The following is an 18,545-nucleotide window of genomic DNA, read 5'->3' as shown; positions in this document are numbered from 1 at the left end:
TCGCTGTCGTGGTGGCTGGCGGCCCGGTTCACCATACTCCATCACAGGTTTACATCCGCAGAACGTTATGGAGCATACGAATATGAACAGCAACAATCAGGTCAAACAATTACGGCTGCAGCGCGCCTGGTCCCAGGAGCAGCTGGCCGAAATGGCGGGTCTCAGCGTCCGCACGATCCAGCGCATTGAGAATGGCGAACGCCCGGGGCTGGAGACCCTCAGCGCCCTCGCCGCGGTCTTTGAAGTGACGGTGGCCGAGATCGGCGGCGAAGCCCGGCGGGAAGACGCGCCGGGCCAGGAAGCTTCACTGGATCTGCGCATAGAGGAAGCCAAAGCGCGGGTGCATCAGGAGAGCCGCTTTTTCCGTTCGCTGTCGGTGGCGCTGGTGGTTTGCGTGCTGCTGGCGGTGCTTAACCGCTTCACTAATCCACAGTACTACTGGTCCGGCTGGGTCGCCCTGATCTGGGGCGCCCTGCTGGTGGTGAGAGGATTACGCCTGTTCGTGTTCGGCGAATGGATTAAAAACTGGCGCCAGGCGCGCCTGCAGCGGCTGCTGCGCAAATAGGCCGCAAACCGGCGGCGCGACCGCCGCCGGCATGGTCAGATGGTCACCATGGCGCGCACGCCGTCGCTCTCCATATCACCACCCTTGCCTTGCTGGACGATGGCGCCGCGCGACATCACCAGGTAGTGGTCAGCCAGTCCGGCGGCAAAGTCATAGAACTGCTCCACCAGCAGGATCGCCATGTCTCCGCGGCTCGCCAGCTGGCGGATCACCTCGCCAATCTCTTTGATGACCGAGGGCTGGATCCCCTCGGTGGGTTCATCAAGGATCAGCAGCTGTGGGCGGCTGGCCAGCGCGCGGCCAATCGCCAGCTGCTGCTGCTGGCCGCCGGATAAGTCACCGCCTCGCCGCTGCTTCATGGTCCTGAGCACCGGGAAAAGCTGGTAGATCTCCTCCGGCACCTGCTGCGCTTCGCGGGCGGGAAAGCGCGACAGCCCCATCAGCAGGTTTTCTTCCACCGTCANCGCGGAAATATCTCGCGCCCCTGGGGGACGTAGGCGACCCCGGCCTGCACCCGCTGGTGCGGTTTGCGATGGGTGATGTTCTGATCCTGCCAGCGTACCTCACCGCTGCGCGCCGGGATCAGCCCCATCAGGCATTTCAGCAGCGTGGTCTTACCGACGCCATTGCGCCCCAGCAGNCAGGTGACTTCGCCCTGGCGGGCGGAAAAATCCACCCCGCGCAAAATATGGCTGCCGCCGTAGTATTGATGTAGCTGACTCACCTGTAACATTGGCGCTCCTTAACGTCCCAGATAAACTTCAATGACCTGCTCATTGGCCTGTACCTCCCGCAGCGATCCCTCCGCCAGCACCTGGCCCTGATGCAGGACCGTCACCCGGTCGGCGATGGTCTCGACAAATCCCATGTCGTGCTCCACCACCATCAGGGAGTGCTGTCCGGCCAGCGTGCGAAACAGCTCCGCCGTATACTCCGTTTCCGCATCGGTCATGCCGGCCGCCGGCTCATCAAGCAGCAGCAGATGCGGCTCCTGCACCAGCAGCATGCCGATCTCAAGAAACTGTTTCTGACCATGGGACAGCAGACCGGCCTGGCGGTAGCGCTCGCCGTCAAGACGCAGCAAGCGCAGCACCTCATTCAGCCGATCGTCCTGTTCGCTGCTCATCCGGGCGCGCAGGCTGGCCCACACCGATTTATCCCCCTTCATCGCCAGGGCGAGATTTTCCGCCACCGTCAGCGCTTCGAAGACCGTCGGCTTCTGAAACTTGCGCCCGATGCCCTGGCGGGCGATGGCCACCGGGTCAAGAGTGGTCAGATCCACCGACTGGTCATAGAGCGCTTTGCCGCTCTGCGGCCGGGTCTTGCCGGTGATCACGTCCATCAGGGTGGTCTTGCCCGCCCCGTTGGGGCCGATCACACAGCGCAGTTCGCCGACGCCTATCGCCAGCGACAGATCCGTCAGCGCCCGGAAACCGTCAAAGCTGACGTTGATGTTCTCCAGCTGCAGCACCGGATCGGTTTGTTCGCGAAAGCGATCGCCGGGCAGCTGGCGGGTAAATAGTCCTTCATCCGGTTGCATTAGCGGTCTCCTCGACGCAGCAGGCCCATCACCCCGCGGGGTAAAAACAGGGTCACAATGATGAAGATGAGGCCGAGAAACAGCTGCCAGTACTCTGGCATCGCCACGGTGAAAATGCTTTTCGCACCGTTGACCAACCCGGCGCCAAGCACCGGGCCAATCAGGGTGCCGCGCCCGCCGAGCGCCACCCAGATGGCGGCCTCGATGGAGTTGGTCGGCGACATTTCGCTGGGGTTGATGATCCCCACCTGCGGGACATATAACGCCCCCGCCAGACCGCAGAGCACCGCCGACAGCGTCCACACCAGCAGCTTGAAGCCGCGCGGGTCGTACCCGCAGAACATCAGCCGGTTTTCGGCGTCACGTACCGCGGTGAGGATCCGGCCAAACTTACTCTGCGCCAGCGCCGAGCCCAGCCACAGGGTCAGCAACAGCAGCAAAACCGTGGCCATAAACAGGCTGGCGCGGGTGCCGGTGGCGGTGACCGGAAAACCCAGCAGCGTGGTAAAACCGGTGAAGCCGTTGTTGCCGCCAAACCCGGTCTCGTTGCGAAAGAACAGCAGCATACCGGCATAGGTCAGGGCCTGGGTCATGATCGAGAAATAGACCCCTTTGATCTTCGAGCGAAAGGCAAACCAGCCGAAAACCAGGGCCAGCAGACCGGGAACCAGCACCACCAGCGCCATCGCCCAGGCGAAATGCTGCGTGCCCCACCAGAACCAGGGCAGCTCGCTCCAGGAGAGAAAAGACATAAACGCCGGCAGACCGTCGCCCGCCGCCTGGCGCATCAGGTACATCCCCATGGCGTACCCGCCGAGGGCAAAGAAGATCCCGTGCCCCAGCGACAGCATGCCCGCATAGCCCCAGACCAGATCCAGCGCCACCGCCACAATGGCGTAGCAGAGGATTTTGCCGCTCAGCGTCAGCAGCCAGCTCGGCACCGCCAGCGGATGCGAGGCCGGCAGCAGCGCCAGGAATGGCATACACAGCAGCCCCAGCACCAGCAGGATCCCCAGCCAGCGCAGAGGCCGCGGCGCGCGCTGCGCCAGCGTTAAGGTGATTGGTTGGCTCATTAGTCAATAACCCTCCCTTTCAGCGCGAACAGACCCTGCGGGCGTTTCTGAATAAACAGAATAATCATCACCAGGATCAGGATTTTGCCCAGCACAGCGCCCATTTGCGGTTCGAGAATTTTGTTGAAAATGCCCAGCCCAAAGGCCGCCGCCACGCTGCCGGCCAGCTGGCCGACGCCGCCCAGCACCACCACCAGAAACGAGTCGATGATGTATCCCTGACCCAGTTCAGGCCCGACGTTGCCAAGCTGCGACAGCGCCACGCCGCCCAGCCCGGCAATACCGGAGCCGAGGCCAAAAGCCAGCATATCCACCCGCCCGGTAGGCACGCCGCAGCAGGCGGCCATCGCCCGGTTCTGCGTCACGGCGCGGACGTTCATCCCCAGACGGGTACGGTTCAGGATGAGCCAGGTAAAGCACAGCACCAGCAGGACGAACGCCAGCACCGCCAGCCGGTTCCACGGCAGGATCAGGTTCGGCAGGACCTGCACGCCGCCGGAGAGCCAGGCCGGGTTTGCCACCTCCACGTTCTGCGCGCCAAACAGCATCCTCACCAGCTGGATAAGCATCAGGCTGATCCCCCAGGTGGCGAGCAGCGTTTCCAGCGGCCGACCATACAGATGACGAATAATGGTGCGCTCCAGCGCCATGCCGATCCCGGCGGTCACCAGAAACGCCACCGGCAGCGCGACCAGCGGATAAAAGGCCAGCCATTGCGGCGCGAGCTGCGCCAGCGCCTGCTGTACCAGCCAGCAGCTGTAGGCGCCGATCATTAACATCTCGCCGTGGGCCATGTTAATCACCCCCAGCAGGCCATAGGTGATCGCCAGCCCCAGCGCGGCCAGCAACAGCACCGATCCCAGCGACAGTCCCATAAAGGCCTGGCCCAGCAGATCGCCGAGCAGCAGACGATGTTTGATCTTTTGCAGGCTGTCGCTGGCCGCCTCGCGCACCGCCGCATCCGGCTCATGTTGGGCATCGGTAAAGGGGATCAGCAGCGCCTGGGTTTCCGGGTCCGCGGAATGGCCGAGCAGCGTCACGGCGGCCAGCCGCGCGCTGGCCTCAGGCTGAGTGAGCTGCAGGCGCGCCAGCGCCACCTCCAGCAGACCCCGCACATTATCATCGGTTTCCGCCTGCAGCCGCTGTTGCAGCAGCGCGGCCATGGCCGGAGTCGCTTCCCGCTGTAGCGTTCGTGCGGCGGAAGCTCTCTCCGTGACGTTGTCACTTAAAATAAGGTGGCTGGCCAGCGCGCCGGCAGCCAGATTGCGCAGCCGGTTGGTCAGACGGACCGGCCGGGTTTCGCCCTGCGGCGCGGCGACAGCGCCCAATGGCTGTAATCCGCCCTGTCGGGTGCGGAAAGCATGTTTTCCGTCGTCCATCACCAGGCTCTCGGTGGTCAACGCCCGCAGCAGCGGCAGACGATCCGCCTGCGGCGCTGCCGCCCACTGGGTCAACAGCTGCGCCTGCTGGCTGCGACTGGCGGCAACGAAGTCGTCCGCCTCCGCGGCCTGCGCCCGCCATGGCAGCAGGATCAGCAGTAGCGCCAACACATTCATGAGACGCAATGCGTTCATGTCGTTCTCCTCTGGTCAGCGGCCGACGGGCGCTATGCTCCAGCCCCGCCGGCCGTGGCGCTTACTGGCTGACGGTTTTCACCGGATGGTCAGGTTTCTTATCATTACCGGGGATCCACGGACTCCACGGCTGCGCGCGAACGGGTTTATCGGTCTGCCAGACCACGTTGAACTGGCCGTTGCCTTCAATTTCACCGATCATCACCGGCTTATGCAGATGATGGTTAGTGGCATCCATGGTCAGGGTAAATCCGGACGGCGCGTTGAAGGTCTGCCCGGCCATCGCCTCGCGTACTTTGTCAACATCGGTGGTGCCCGCTTTGGTCACCGCCTGCGCCCACATATGCAGGCCCACCCAGGTCGCTTCCATCGGATCGTTGGTCACCACCGTATCGGCATTCGGCAGCTTGTGCGCTTTGGCATACGCGCGATAATCGGCGACGAAGGCTTTGTTGGTCGGATTATCGACGGACTCAAAGTAGTTCCATGCCGCGAGGTTGCCGACCAGCGGTTTGGTATCGATGCCGCGCAGCTCCTCTTCCCCCACCGAGAAGGCCACCACCGGCACATCGGTCGCTTTCAGACCCTGGTTAGCCAGCTCTTTGTAGAACGGTACGTTGGAATCGCCATTGATGGTGGAGACCACTGCCGTTTTGCCACCGGCGGCGAATTTTTTAATATTGGCGACGATGGTCTGGTAATCGCTGTAGCCGAACGGGGTGTAGACCTCCTCGATATCTTTGTCCTGGATCCCTTTGGCATGCAGAAAGGCGCGGAGGATCTTGTTGGTGGTGCGCGGATAGACGTAGTCCGTCCCCAGCAGGAAGAAACGTTTAGCGCCGCCGCCGTCCTCGCTCAGCAGGTATTCCACCGCCGGGATAGCCTGCTGGTTAGGCGCCGCGCCGGTATAGAAGACGTTGGGGGACATCTCTTCCCCTTCGTACTGCACCGGGTAAAACAGCAGGCCGTTCAGTTCCTCAAACACCGGCAGGACCGATTTACGCGAGACCGACGTCCAGCAGCCAAACACCACCGCCACTTTATCCTGGGCCAGCAGCTGGCGCGCCTTCTCGGCAAACAGCGGCCAGTTGGAGGCCGGGTCGACCACCACCGGCTCCAGTTTCTTGCCCAGCACCCCGCCTTTGGCGTTGATGTCGTCGATGGCCATCAGCGCGACGTCTTTCAGCGGCGTTTCGGAAATCGCCATCGTCCCGGAGAGCGAATGCATGATCCCGACTTTGATGGTGTCGGCGGCATAGGCCTGGAAGGAGAGACCCATAGCCATAACAGAGGCGGAGAGTGCAAAAGCTTTTAATAACGTTCTACGTTGCATGATTCACTCCTGAGTAGCGCAAAAAATAAAGAATTAACAGCTAACCAGAGGTGATAAGGCAAAAAAGGTGCCAGGTTGTGAAAACAGCAGGATGCGGCGCAGGTGGGCGATAGTGGCGAAGAGGATGGCAGCGTTGCCTCATCACGGTGCAACGCTGCGCTAAGAAAGCAATTACCAGACGTCGGCGGCGATGGAGGTCACCAGACGGACCTTTTGCCATTGCTGGTCTTCGCTGAGGGCATTCCCCTCTTCAGTGGAGGCGAAACCGCACTGCGGGCTGAGGCAGATCTGCTCGAGCGGCACGTACTGCGCGGCCTCGGCGAGACGCGCTTTTACCCCCTGCGGATTCTCCAGCTCGCCGTTTTTGGTGGTGATCAGCCCGAGGACCACCTGCTGATGGCCGGGACGAATAAAGCGCAGCGGCGCGAAATCCCCGGAGCGGTCGTTGTCGTACTCCAGGAAGAAGGCATCGACATTAACGCCGCCAAACAGCACCTCGGCAACCGGCTCGTAACCGCCTTCCGAGATCCAGGTTGAACGGAAGTTACCCCGGCAGACGTGCAGGCCCACCGTCAGATCGGCCGGCTTACCCTCCAGCGCCTGGTTCAGCACCCGGGCATAAATACGCGCCAGCGCATCCGGATCCTCGCCGCGCTCACGTACCTGCTGGCGCTGGGCATCGGAGCACAGATAGGCCCACACGGTATCGTCCAGCTGCAGATAGCGGCAGCCGGCGTCATAAAACGCGCGGATGGCGTCGCGCCAGGTGGTGGCCAGATCGTCGAAGTAGTCGCTAAGATCCGGGTAGACCGTGGCATCGATATCTTTCCGCCCGCCGCGGAAGTGCAGCACGCTCGGGCTGGGAATGGTCATCTTCGGCTGCGCGTCGCCGCTGATGCTTTTCAGATAGCGGAAATCCTCCAGCATCGGGTGGTCGCCAAACGCCAGCTTGCCGGTGACGCGAACGCCGTGCGCTTTGGTCTGCACGCCGTTGAACTGGATCCCCTGCTCGGCATCGTAACGTTCAACGCCCTGCAGGCCATCGAAGAAATCGAAATGCCACCATGCGCGACGAAACTCACCGTCGGTGACCACATGCAGGCCGCAGTCGCATTGCTGCTGAACCAGATGACGGATCGCGTTATTCTCAATCTCGCATAGCTGAGCGGCGTCGATAATCCCCTCAGCCAGCTGCTGACGCGCCTGTTTAATGCTGTCCGGGCGCAAAAAACTGCCGACGATGTCTGCGCGGAACGGGGCCTGTTGACGTTGCATGCTGTCTCCTTAGCGGTGGGCGCGTTAGTTGCCCACCGTGATAGTTCATTATTTGAATTTTTAGACTTCTGGATGGCTATATGTCCAGATACTGGCATGCAGAGTGGTGGGTCGCAAACGAGAATATTTCATGGTACATGAAAAAATTTCATTTACCGGAAACAAACGCATAGCCCTCATCTTCCCAGCCGGTGAGTCCGCCGAGCATCATTTTCACCGGCCGCCCGAGCTCAGCCAACTTCAGCGCGGCAACGTCAGCGCCGTTGCAGTGCGGCCCGGCGCAGTAGACCACAAAGAGGGTATCCGCCGGCCAGGCGGCCATTCGCTCGGCGGTGATCTGGCTGTGCGGGAGATGCTGCGCGCCTGGCAGGTGACGTCTGGCGAAGGCTTCCTCACTGCCGACCACGTGCAGCAGGACGAAGTCGACCTCGCCGGCACGCTGGGCGCTGTGCACATCGGCGCAGTCGGTCTCAAGATGCAGCTTATGGCTGAACCAGCGGATAGCCTCAGCGGAGGTGGCGGGGGTAAATTGGGTTACTACACTCATGGCGTCTTCTCCTTGTCTGTGATAACACTACTTTACTGACGCCCATCACCCTGATCTGCCGGCAACCATGACAGAAAACGCTAACATTCTGACAACCCCTTCTGTGACACCGTCACGTCATCAGGTGATCGCCCTCGCCTACGATGGCCTGTGCACCTTTGAGTTTGGCGTAGCCGTGGAGATCTTCGGCCTGCCGCGCCCGGAAATGGGCGACAACTGGTACCAGTTCGCCGTCGCCGCCGTCGATGAAGGGCCGCTGTGCGCTACCGGCGGCATCCGCCTGATGACCGACGGCGGTCCTGAACTTCTCGCCCAGGCGGATACGATCGTGGTCCCCGGCTGGCGCGGCGTCGACGCCCCGGTCCCCGAGGCGCTGTGCGCCGCGCTGGCTTCCGCCCACGCCCGCGGATGTCGGATTATTTCTATCTGTTCCGGGGTGTTCGTTCTCGCCGCCGCCGGGCTGCTCAATGGCCGCCAGGCGACAACCCACTGGCGCTACACCGCGGCGCTGCAGTCCCGTTTTCCGCAGATCCAGGTGGTGGAGGACGTCCTTTACGTGGGCGATGCTTTGCTGATGACTTCCGCCGGCAGTGCGGCGGGGATCGACCTTTGTCTGCATCTGGTGCGTGAAGATTTCGGCAGCGAAGCCGCCAACGTCGTCGCCCGCCGCCTGGTCGTCTCTCCCCATCGCGACGGCGGTCAGGCGCAGCAGGTCCTGCGCCCGGTAGCCCGCAGCCGGGAGAGCCTGCGCCTCGGTCAGCTGTTTGACTATCTGCACCAGCATCTTGCCGCCAGCCATACCGTCGCTTCCCTCGCCCAGCGCGCCGGCATGGGGACGCGCACCTTTTTGCGCCGCTTTGAGGAGGCCACCGGTAAAACGCCCGCCCGCTGGCTGCTGGAGGAACGACTGCTGCGCGCCCGCCAGCACCTGACGGAGAGCACGATGGGCATCGATCAGATCGCTGAGCGCTGCGGGTTTGCCAGTGCCGGCACCCTGCGCCACCATTTTCGCCAGCACTTCGCGCTCAGCCCGCTGCAGTACCGTAAACAGTTTACGCCTTCTCCGATTGCAAAATCGTCGCAGCCACGGACAATAGACGGCCACAGTAAACCGGTCGCCAGGAGGGTCGATGATGAAGAAAGAGTGTCGGGTAGTGATCTATAAAGAGGGGCTGCTGGGCAGTCTGTTTTTTGGCGAAGCCAAGGCCGACCCTGACAAAATGAGCCAGTTTCTCAGCAGCTATACCCGTGAGGGATGGGAAGTGAAAACCATGTCGGTGGAGCGCCGCCGTACCGCCCTGTTCTGGTCGCGGGAAGCGTATCTTTTCGTGCTCGAACGCCCCCTCTGACAGCCTGCGCCTGGTTTACCCGTTTAAGCCAGGCGTTTCTAAGCGTCAGCTTTCAGGGCTGACGGATATAGCCCTGCTCCTGCATTTTCTGCATGCCTTCCTCGCTGGCGCAGACCATGCCGGTAGTCAACATGGCAAAGCCAAAGCGCTGATAAAACGTAATTTTATCGGCCACCGCATAGATAAATATTTTGCCAAAGGGCAGGAGTTGCTCCCGGATGGCCAGCATCAGCTGTTGCCCGTAGCCCTGTCCCTGACGAGCGGGGACGATCGCCACATCCGCCAGATAGCTGCTCCAGGTGCAGTCGCTGATGGCTCGCGCCACGGCAATCAGCTGACCGTTCTCATAGCCAAACCAGCAGAAGGTGCTCTGGCGGAACGCCTGCTCCAGTTGCTGAACATCACGCTCATTCAGCCCGGCCTCGGCGATGATCGTTCGCACTCGCTGCCAGTCCACCCGCGCGATCGCCTCTTTATCCTTAATCACCATCATGACCTTGTCTCCCGTCGTCTCCCGGAAGCAAGATCTAGCATGCCGCGGCAGGATATGCCAGATGGAAAGCCGGACTGAAGCAGTCGGTACAGGGTGGAAGGGGCAAAAAAAAACCGCCATATGACTGGCGGTAAATCAATGCTTGCATGGATAGATTGTGTTTTGCATTTTTCGCAGACAGATAAGCTTTACCTCTCTACGTTTGCTGCCGAAGTTAGCATGCTCAACTTCAATAAAGCCTCAACGACCAGCAGCTAAAGCTTCTCCACCAGCGCTTTCAGCTGCGCCAGAGTCTGCTGCCGGTCCTCCGCGGCGGCGACAGGCCAGGCCGACTGGCGCACGATGAGCCGGGTCGGCAGCAGCTCGCGGATCCGCATCTGCGGGGCCGCCATCAGGGCAATCAGCCGCTCCACCGCCCTTTTGCCCAACAGATCGAAGTCCTGCGCCACCGTGGTGAGCGGCGGCTGGAAGTAAAGGCTGTCGGCGGTGTCATCGTAGCCGGTCACCGATACCGCCTGGCTGCCGCTGCGATTGAGCTGGGCCAGCGCGCTGAGCACGCCGAGCGCCATCTGATCGTTTGCCACCACTATGGCGCTGATCCGCGGCTGCAGGCGGAGGAGCTCGAAAGTTTTCTGCCAGCCGCTGGCGGCGCTCCAGTCGCCAAACACCGTAGTAGAGCGGGCAATATTCAGACTGTGCAACGCCTCGCGCCAGCTGGCGAGACGCAGACGGGCGGAAACCGAACTTTCCGGTCCCGCCAGCAGACCAAATTCGCGATGCCCCAGCTCCCACAGGTGGCGCACGCAGGCCCCGCAGCCGTCGCGGTGGTCGAAGCGCACGCAGCAGACATCGGCCTCCGGGGAGACATCGAGAAACAGGCAGGCCAAATCCGGATTGTCTTGCACCAGCCGCTCGGCAGTGGCGCTCTCCAGCGGCAGACTGACGATCACCCCGCGAATATGCTGAGCGCGCAGCTCGTCCAGCCGGGCCTGCAGCGCGACAAAATCAGCCTGCGCCGGCATCGCTATCGCCACTTCCAGCTGATGCAGGCTGGCATGGCTCTTTATCGCGGCGGCGATCTGCGAGGGGGCGTGCAGCGTCAGCGAGGCGGTAATCAGCCCGATGGAGGGCGCCGCTTTGCCGGCAAGCAGCTGCGCTGAGCGGTTAGGCACATAGTGCAGCGCCTGCATCGCGCGGATCACCTGCTCGCGGGTGCGGGCTGACACCACCTCAGGACGGTTCAGCACCCGGGAGACCGTCTGCTGGGACACGCCCGCGGCGCGGGCGACATCCTCCAGGGTTGCGGTACGACGCGGCATCTTTTCTCCTCAGCAATAACAATGTCGTGCGCTAACATTTTATGTTTAACGTGCGACAAAAAACAGCGCTTCTCCCCCGCTTTCGTGATCGTCTATTAATTTCGATTCCCCCGAGATTGCTGGACAAAACAAATTACCCGATAACGTCAATCATCCTGTTTAGCGAACGACAATTTCTGACTTACCGGGGTTTAATATGCAAATTAGCGATACCGGCCGCAGCCACACTCCTGACTTTCACGCCGTCCTCGCCCGTGAAGACTGGCAGAACCAGAGCATTACCCACCTTAACCGCCTGCCAGCGCATCCCGTTTTCGCCAGCTGGCGCGATGAGCTTGCCGCCCGCGATAACCTACCTTCATCCCGCCGCCGTCAACTGGACGGCGAGTGGCAGTTCTCTTACGCCCGCAGCCCGTTTGCCGTCGATGCACAGTGGTTGACGCAGGATCTACCGGACTGCCGCGACACGCCTGTGCCTTCCAACTGGCAGATGGAGGGCTATGACGCGCCGATCTACACCAACGTCCGCTATCCCATCGACACCACCCCACCGCGGGTGCCGGAGGATAACCCGACCGGCTGCTACTCCCTGCACTTTACGGTTGAGGACACATGGCGCGAGAACGGGCAAACGCAGATTATTTTCGATGGCGTCAACTCGGCGTTTCATCTGTGGTGCAATGGCGTGTGGGTCGGCTATTCGCAGGACAGTCGCCTGCCGGCGGCGTTCGATCTCAGCCCCTTCCTGCGTCCGGGCGACAACCGCCTGTGCGTGATGGTCATGCGCTGGAGCGCCGGCAGCTGGCTGGAAGACCAGGATATGTGGCGGATGAGCGGCATTTTCCGCTCGGTATGGCTGCTGAATAAGCCGCAGCAACGGCTATGCGACGTGCAGTTGACGCCAGCCCTTGACGCCCTCTATCGCGACGGCACTCTGCAGGTCCAGGCGACCATCGAAGCGACTGAGGCGGCGCTTGCCGGGCTGAGCGTCGGAGTTAGCCTGTGGCGCGGCGAGGAGCAGATCGCCGCCGGGCGGCAGCCGTTAGGTACCCCGACGGTGGATGAGCGCGGCCACTACGCGGAACGGGTCGATTTCTCCCTGGCGGTGGCGACGCCGGCGCACTGGAGCGCGGAAACCCCGAACTGTTATCGCGCCGTGGTCACCCTGTGGCGCGGCGACGAACTGCTGGAGGCCGAAGCGTGGGACATCGGTTTTCGCCGCATCGAGATTGCCGATGGCCTGCTGCGTCTCAACGGTAAACCGCTGCTGATCCGCGGCGTTAACCGCCATGAGCATCATCATTTGCGCGGGCAGGTGGTCACCGAGGCGGATATGGTGCAGGACATTCTGTTGATGAAGCAGAACAACTTTAACGCCGTGCGCTGCTCGCACTATCCCAACGCGCCGCGCTGGTATGAACTCTGCAACCGCTACGGTCTGTACGTGGTCGATGAAGCCAATATTGAAACCCACGGGATGGTGCCGATGAATCGGCTGTCCGACGATCCGGCGTGGCTGCCAGCCTTCAGCGCCCGCGTCACCCGGATGGTACAGAGCAACCGCAACCATCCGTGCATTATCATCTGGTCGCTGGGCAACGAGTCCGGCGGCGGCGGCAACCACGAAGCGCTGTACCACTGGCTGAAACGCAATGATCCGAGCCGTCCGGTGCAGTACGAGGGCGGCGGCGCGGATACCACCGCCACCGATATTATCTGTCCTATGTACGCCCGCGTCGAACGCGACCAGCCGATCCCGGCGGTCCCCAAATGGGGGATCAAAAAATGGATCAGCCTGCCCGGTGAGCAGAGGCCGCTGATCCTTTGCGAGTACGCCCACGCGATGGGCAACAGCCTCGGCAACTTCGCCGATTACTGGCAGGCCTTTCGCGAGTACCCGCGGCTGCAGGGCGGGTTTATCTGGGACTGGGCCGACCAGGCGATCCGCAAAACCTTTGCCGACGGCAGCGTCGGCTGGGCCTATGGCGGCGACTTTGGTGATAAGCCTAACGATCGCCAGTTCTGTATGAACGGTCTGGTGTTTCCCGATCGCACGCCGCATCCGTCGCTGGTGGAGGCGAAGCACGCCCAGCAGTATTTTCAGTTCACGCTGCTGTCGACCTCGCCGCTGCGGGTGCGCATCATCAGCGAATACCTGTTCCGCCCAACCGATAACGAAGTGCTGCGCTGGCAGGTGCAGGCGGCCGGTGAACCCCTGTATCACGGCGACCTGACCCTGGCGCTGCCCCCTGAGGGCAGCGACGAGATAACGCTGCTCGATAGCCTGATCCTGCCTGAAGGCGCCCGCGCGGTGTGGCTGACGCTGGAGGTGACCCAGCCCCAGGCGACCGCCTGGTCAGAAGCGGAGCACCGCGTCGCCTGGCAACAGTTTCCCCTGCCCGCCCCGCTGGCGCTGCCGGCGCCCACCGTTTCTGCCGGCGCTCCGGATCTTATCGTCAGCGACGAGGTCTGGCAGATCCGCGCCGGTTCGCAATGCTGGACCATCGATCGCCGGACGGGTCTGCTGAGCCGCTGGTCGGTTGGCGGTCAGGAGCAGCTGTTGACCCCCCTGCGTGACCAGTTTATTCGCGCGCCGCTCGACAACGACATCGGGGTCAGCGAAGTAGAGCGTATCGACCCCAACGCCTGGGTGGAGCGCTGGAAAAGCGCCGGCCTGTACGATCTTGAGGCGCACTGCGTCCAGTGCGATGCGCAGCGCCTGGCAAATGAAACCCTCGTCGACTGCCGCTGGCACTACCTGCGCGGCGAAGAGGTAGTGATTGTCAGCCACTGGCGCATGCACTTCACTGCTGACGGAACCCTGCGGTTGGCGGTGGACGGCGAACGGGCGGAAACCCTGCCGCCGCTGCCGCGGGTCGGGCTGCACTTCCAGGTGGCGGATCAGCAGGCGCCGGTGAGCTGGCTGGGTCTGGGGCCTCATGAGAACTACCCCGACCGGCGGAGCAGCGCCTGCTTCGCCCGCTGGGAGCAGCCGCTGGCGGCGATGACCACCCCCTATATCTTCCCGACGGAAAACGGCCTGCGCTGTGATACCCAGGCGCTGGACTGGGGGCGCTGGCACATCAGCGGTCATTTCCACTTCTCCGTTCAGNCATGGAGCACCCGTCAGCTGATGGAGACCGACCACTGGCACAAGATGCAGGCCGAAGACGGCGTGTGGATCACCCTCGACGGCATGCATATGGGGGTGGGAGGCGATGACTCCTGGACCCCCAGCGTGCTGCCGCAGTGGCTCCTGAGCCAAACGCGCTGGCAGTACGAGGTCTCATTGCGTTGCTTTTAATCCGTGGGGGCGACAGCCCCCACCCCACAAACAGAATAACAAGGGATCATGGTGATGAAATTCTCAGAACTGGCGCCACGAGAACGGCATAATTTCGTCTATTTCCTGCTGTTCTTTTTCTTTTACTATTTCATTATGTCGGCCTACTTCCCGTTTTTTCCGGTGTGGCTGGCGGACGTTAACCATTTAACTAAAACGGAAACCGGGATCGTTTTCTCGTCTATCTCGTTATTCGCCATTATTTTTCAGCCGGTGTTCGGCCTGATGTCGGATAAGCTCGGCCTGCGCAAACATCTGCTGTGGACCATTACGGTATTGTTAATTCTGTTCGCGCCATTCTTTATTTTCGTTTTCTCTCCGCTGCTGCAGATGAATATTATCGCTGGTTCGCTGGTAGGCGGGATCTACCTGGGGATTGTTTTCTCCAGCGGCTCCGGGGCGGTGGAAGCTTATATCGAACGCGTCAGCCGGGCCAACCGCTTTGAATATGGCAAAGTGCGGGTCGCAGGCTGCGTCGGCTGGGCGCTATGCGCCTCGATAACCGGCGTGCTGTTCGGCATCGATCCCAATATCACCTTCTGGATCGCCTCCGGCTTTGCGCTGGTGCTCGGTCTGCTGCTCTGGCTGTCGCGGCCGGAAAGCAGCAACAGCGCCCAGGTTATCGAGGCGCTGGGCGCCAATCGCCAGGCCTTTTCGCTGCGTACGGCGGCAGAGCTGCTGCGTATGCCGCGCTTCTGGGGCTTTATCGTCTATGTGGTGGGTGCCGCCAGCGTCTACGACGTGTTTGACCAGCAGTTCGCCAACTTTTTCAAAAGCTTTTTCGCCAGTCCGCAGCGCGGTACCGAAGTGTTTGGCTTCGTCACCACCGGCGGCGAGTTGCTCAACGCGCTGATCATGTTCTGCGCGCCGGCCATCGTTAACCGCATCGGCGCCAAAAACGCCCTGCTGACCGCGGGGATGATCATGTCGGTGCGTATTCTCGGGTCGTCCTTCGCCTCATCGGCAGTCGAGGTGGTGATCCTCAAGATGCTGCATATGTTTGAGATCCCCTTCCTGCTGGTGGGAACTTTTAAATATATCTCTTCCGCCTTTAACCCGCGCCTCTCGGCCACCCTGTTCCTGATCGGTTTTAATCTGTCAAAACAGCTGTCCGGGGTGGTGCTTTCCGCCTGGGTGGGCCGGATGTACGACACCGTCGGCTTCCATCAGGCCTATCTGATCCTCGGCTGCATAACCCTGAGCTTCACCCTGCTCTCGTTCGTCACCCTACGCGGCGGCAACCGTCTGCTGCCGACCGCAGAGACGCAGAGCCCCGCCTGACTCCAGCGCCCCCGTCAGGGATGACGGGCTTCACTCGACAATCCGCGTCTCACCGCCGCGATTCTCCAGCGCATAGCGCTGACAAGGCGCCCCGGCGGCGATAAGCTCCGCCAGCTCCGCCGAGTGGCTGGTCAGCCAGATCTGGCTGTAGCGCGAGGCCTCGATAATCAGCCGGGCCAGCGCGGGCAACATGTCGCGATGCAGGCTGTTCTCCGGTTCATTGATCGCCAGAAACGCCGGCGGGCGCGGACTGAGCAGCGCGACAGCGAGGCACAAAAAGCGCAGCGTACCGTCGGACATCTCCGCCGCCAGCAGCGGGCGGCGGATCCCTTCGCGACGCATTTTCAGAGCGAAACGCGAGTGCTCGTTTTCACAATAAAACTGGCAGCCGGGAAAGGCGTCGGCAAGGATTTCATGCAAAATCTCCTCCGCGCCGATCTCGACAATGGTCTGAAAGGCGGCGGCGAGATTCTGGCCATCGCTGTCGAGGACTGGCGAACGGTAACCCACGGCCGGCTGACGCAGCGGCGAATGACGGCCAATCGCGAATTCATGATAAAACCGCCAACGGCGCAGCGTCTCCCGCACTCGCGACACTTCGGGAAAACGGTGCGGCTCGCCAAGCTGACCGAACACCGACTCATTTTCATAAATACTCTCGGTGAAAGTACTTTTCTCCCCGGTGACATCGACGAGAAACGCCGCCTGATTCTTGCGCTGCAGTACGCGGGAGGAAGGCCGGCGGGAGTAGCCGGCCAGCCAGATATTCTCTTCTTTAACGATAGGATCGAGCATGAATTGCGTCGGATAGGGCAATTTTTCAGGGAAGCCTATCTGCAGCTCATAATCGAAGCTGTCGGTCCGGCAGGCGATTTGCAGCCGGCGGGGGTGACGATCGAGGGGCGAACGCTCCCCGGACCACATCATATTCTCCAGACCGCCCTCTTCGCTGATAAACCCCGAAAGCCTGCCCTCAGCGGCAGCGGTCAACAGGTGGATGGCGTTATAAATATTGGATTTACCGCAGCCGTTAGGGCCGAAGACAATGTTCAGCGGCCCGAGCTCCAGCGCGATATCCTTCACTGAGCGAAAATTTTGAATACGAATGTACTGAATCATTATGCGTCCGGCCCTGGAAATAGAAGGCTGCCACAGTAGCACAGCGGCGCCCGGCACACCCTCTTACGCCCCCTTTCGGGCAGGGTTTAACAGAACATTTTTTTCATTCCACGGGTCAGGGCGACCCGCGTCAGCTTATCGCTATCCTGATGGGCGTCGCTGAAAACGCCAAAAAAATAGCGTTCATCGTCAATGGTTTGGCTAACAATTCGGTAGCTCAACGGTTGCCCGGATAGCGCACCGTACTGCGCAGGCGTCACCGAGACCTCGGTCGCGTCATCGGCGACGCTGACCAACAGCCCGTCCGCCTTACCGCCCACCAGCATGACCTTAATTATCGGGTGCACCAGTTCCTCCCGGGATGGCATATAGCGTTGGCGAACCGCAGGGACCGGCGGGCGTGGTGATCGGCAAACAGCGACGCCCGACAGAGTGCGGTATTTAGTACTTTCTTATAGTTCATCACGGCCTTGAGTCAAAAAATAGCGTGCTTAGGCAGGGCTAGATATTGATTATTCGAAATAAAAGATGACAAATGATGAAGGAAAAAAGAGGAATTGTGAATCAGCAAAACGCCGGGTTATTCTTATTTGTCGCTTCTTTACTCGCCTTTATCGGCCCTCACTCAAGGATGTATTGTGGTTATGCGTTATATTCGCCTGTGTATTATCTCCCTGTTAGCCACCCTGCCGCTGGCGGTACACGCCAGCCCGCAGCCGCTTGAGCAAATTAAACAAAGCGAAAGCCAGCTGTCGGGCCGCGTAGGCATGATAGAAATGGATCTGGCCAGCGGCCGCACGCTGACCGCCTGGCGCGCCGATGAACGCTTTCCCATGATGAGCACCTTTAAAGTAGTGCTCTGCGGCGCAGTGCTGGCGCGGGTGGATGCCGGTGACGAACAGCTGGAGCGAAAGATCCACTATCGCCAGCAGGATCTGGTGGACTACTCGCCGGTCAGCGAAAAACACCTTGCCGACGGCATGACGGTCGGCGAACTCTGTGCCGCCGCCATTACCATGAGCGATAACAGCGCCGCCAATCTGCTGCTGGCCACCGTCGGCGGCCCCGCAGGTTTGACTGCCTTTTTGCGCCAGATCGGCGACAACGTCACCCGCCTTGACCGCTGGGAAACGGAACTGAATGAGGCGCTTCCCGGCGACGCCCGCGACACCACTACCCCGGCCAGCATGGCCGCGACCCTGCGCAAGCTGCTGACCAGCCAGCGTCTGAGCGCCCGTTCGCAACGGCAGCTGCTGCAGTGGATGGTGGACGATCGGGTCGCCGGACCGTTGATCCGCTCCGTGCTGCCGGCGGGCTGGTTTATCGCCGATAAGACCGGAGCTGGCGAACGGGGTGCGCGCGGGATTGTCGCCCTGCTTGGCCCGAATAACAAAGCAGAGCGCATCGTGGTGATTTATCTGCGGGATACGCCGGCGAGCATGGCCGAGCGAAATCAGCAAATCGCCGGGATCGGCGCGGCGCTGATCGAGCACTGGCAACGCTAACCCGGCGGTGGCCGCGCGCGTTATCCGGCCCGCAGCACCTCGCAGGCGTGCCGGGCGATATGACTGGCGGCGGCATCGGAGAGATGCCGGTCGGTAATGATGGTGGTGAACCGGGTCAGAGGTAACGCCATAAACGTGGCCACCTGATTGTATTTCGAACTGTCGCACAGCAGGATGCTTCTCGCGCTGACCTGGCTGACGGTCTCCTTGACGGTAACCTTGTTCTCAT

16 protein-coding genes and 2 pseudogenes are annotated in these 18,545 nt (G+C 61.5%); 6 read left to right on the top strand and 12 right to left on the bottom strand.

Translation table 11 applies throughout. From position 1 onward, the window contains the following. Positions 1 to 82 precede the first annotated feature (82 nt). Entirely contained in the window at positions 83 to 565 is a 483-nt protein-coding gene (locus tag VZP09_RS08115; protein ID WP_002904389.1) for a helix-turn-helix domain-containing protein, read from the top strand. 35 nt (positions 566 to 600) lie between these two features. On the opposite strand, the pseudogene urtE reads toward VZP09_RS08115, so the two are convergent. The 7 genes and pseudogenes from urtE to VZP09_RS08080 all read right to left on the bottom strand — a co-directional run bounded on the left by urtE (position 601) and on the right by VZP09_RS08080 (position 7,907). Beyond that, positions 601 to 1,298, bottom strand: a pseudogene (urtE, locus tag VZP09_RS08110) (urea ABC transporter ATP-binding subunit UrtE). A gap of 9 nt (positions 1,299 to 1,307) precedes the next feature. Continuing rightward, positions 1,308 to 2,105 (bottom strand): urea ABC transporter ATP-binding protein UrtD, encoded by a 798-nt coding sequence (gene urtD, locus VZP09_RS08105; RefSeq protein ID WP_004190223.1) that lies wholly within the window; start codon positions 2,103 to 2,105, stop codon positions 1,308 to 1,310. Continuing rightward, complete coding sequence (gene urtC / locus VZP09_RS08100) at positions 2,105 to 3,178, bottom strand: urea ABC transporter permease subunit UrtC (protein ID WP_004190225.1); 1,074 nt, start codon at positions 3,176 to 3,178, stop codon at positions 2,105 to 2,107. The genes urtD and urtC overlap by 1 nt, the downstream gene beginning before the upstream one ends. After that, on the bottom strand, positions 3,178 to 4,752 hold the full coding sequence (urtB, locus tag VZP09_RS08095) for an urea ABC transporter permease subunit UrtB (protein WP_004179758.1): 1,575 nt from the start codon (positions 4,750 to 4,752) through the stop codon (positions 3,178 to 3,180). The genes urtC and urtB overlap by 1 nt, the downstream gene beginning before the upstream one ends. Positions 4,753 to 4,813: 61 nt before the next feature. Next, complete coding sequence (gene urtA, locus VZP09_RS08090; protein WP_004176249.1) at positions 4,814 to 6,085, bottom strand: urea ABC transporter substrate-binding protein; 1,272 nt, start codon at positions 6,083 to 6,085, stop codon at positions 4,814 to 4,816. Between the two features lie 171 nt (positions 6,086 to 6,256). Further along, entirely contained in the window at positions 6,257 to 7,360 is a 1,104-nt protein-coding gene (locus tag VZP09_RS08085; protein WP_328795034.1) for a cobalamin-independent methionine synthase II family protein, read from the bottom strand. Positions 7,361 to 7,508: 148 nt separating this feature from the next. Next, positions 7,509 to 7,907, bottom strand: a complete 399-nt coding sequence (locus VZP09_RS08080; RefSeq protein ID WP_004214783.1) for a rhodanese-like domain-containing protein — start codon at positions 7,905 to 7,907, stop codon at positions 7,509 to 7,511. Positions 7,908 to 7,974: 67 nt separating this feature from the next. Here VZP09_RS08080 and ftrA point away from each other — a divergent pair, with 67 nt between their 5' ends. Continuing rightward, positions 7,975 to 9,072: a transcriptional regulator FtrA gene (gene ftrA, locus VZP09_RS08075; protein ID WP_004198831.1), complete on the top strand. Its 1,098-nt coding sequence runs from the start codon at positions 7,975 to 7,977 to the stop codon at positions 9,070 to 9,072. After that, positions 9,041 to 9,256, top strand: coding sequence for a DUF4177 domain-containing protein (locus VZP09_RS08070; RefSeq protein WP_004205985.1), 216 nt, complete (start codon positions 9,041 to 9,043; stop codon positions 9,254 to 9,256). The genes ftrA and VZP09_RS08070 overlap by 32 nt, the downstream gene beginning before the upstream one ends. Positions 9,257 to 9,308: 52 nt before the next feature. Here VZP09_RS08070 and VZP09_RS08065 read toward each other — a convergent pair whose 3' ends face one another. Both VZP09_RS08065 and VZP09_RS08060 read right to left on the bottom strand, forming a co-directional pair. Next, positions 9,309 to 9,749, bottom strand: a complete 441-nt coding sequence (locus VZP09_RS08065; protein WP_328795033.1) for a GNAT family N-acetyltransferase — start codon at positions 9,747 to 9,749, stop codon at positions 9,309 to 9,311. Between the two features lie 254 nt (positions 9,750 to 10,003). Then, positions 10,004 to 11,068 carry a LacI family DNA-binding transcriptional regulator gene (locus tag VZP09_RS08060; RefSeq protein WP_032414900.1) on the bottom strand — a complete coding sequence of 355 codons (1,065 nt, stop codon included), beginning with the start codon at positions 11,066 to 11,068 and terminating at the stop codon, positions 10,004 to 10,006. A 196-nt stretch (positions 11,069 to 11,264) separates the two neighbouring features. Here VZP09_RS08060 and VZP09_RS08055 point away from each other — a divergent pair, with 196 nt between their 5' ends. Beyond that, complete coding sequence (locus VZP09_RS08055) at positions 11,265 to 14,372, top strand: beta-galactosidase (RefSeq protein WP_328795032.1); 3,108 nt, start codon at positions 11,265 to 11,267, stop codon at positions 14,370 to 14,372. A 54-nt stretch (positions 14,373 to 14,426) separates the two neighbouring features. After that, positions 14,427 to 15,692 (top strand): MFS transporter, encoded by a 1,266-nt coding sequence (locus tag VZP09_RS08050; RefSeq protein WP_328795031.1) that lies wholly within the window; start codon positions 14,427 to 14,429, stop codon positions 15,690 to 15,692. A 30-nt stretch (positions 15,693 to 15,722) separates the two neighbouring features. On the opposite strand, the gene VZP09_RS08045 is transcribed toward VZP09_RS08050, so the two are convergent. Both VZP09_RS08045 and VZP09_RS08040 read right to left on the bottom strand, forming a co-directional pair. Further along, the gene (locus VZP09_RS08045) at positions 15,723 to 16,811 is read right to left on the bottom strand and encodes an AAA family ATPase (RefSeq protein WP_001620097.1); all 1,089 of its coding nucleotides are present in this window, start codon (positions 16,809 to 16,811) and stop codon (positions 15,723 to 15,725) included. Between the two features lie 86 nt (positions 16,812 to 16,897). Further along, on the bottom strand, positions 16,898 to 17,158 hold the full coding sequence (locus VZP09_RS08040; protein ID WP_004176262.1) for a hypothetical protein: 261 nt from the start codon (positions 17,156 to 17,158) through the stop codon (positions 16,898 to 16,900). 297 nt (positions 17,159 to 17,455) lie between these two features. Here VZP09_RS08040 and VZP09_RS08035 point away from each other — a divergent pair, with 297 nt between their 5' ends. Beyond that, the gene (locus tag VZP09_RS08035) at positions 17,456 to 18,316 is read left to right on the top strand and encodes a broad-spectrum class A beta-lactamase SHV-11 (RefSeq protein WP_004176269.1); all 861 of its coding nucleotides are present in this window, start codon (positions 17,456 to 17,458) and stop codon (positions 18,314 to 18,316) included. 20 nt (positions 18,317 to 18,336) lie between these two features. Here the strand turns inward: VZP09_RS08035 and VZP09_RS08030 are convergent. Further along, a pseudogene (locus VZP09_RS08030) lies at positions 18,337 to 18,545 on the bottom strand (DeoR family transcriptional regulator); the annotation flags it as partial.

Source organism: Klebsiella sp. EMBS2024 (assembly GCF_036233805.1).
GTDB classification, from domain to species: Bacteria; Pseudomonadota; Gammaproteobacteria; order Enterobacterales; family Enterobacteriaceae; genus Klebsiella; species Klebsiella pneumoniae.
This window is presented reverse-complemented; position numbering and strand designations above follow the sequence as displayed.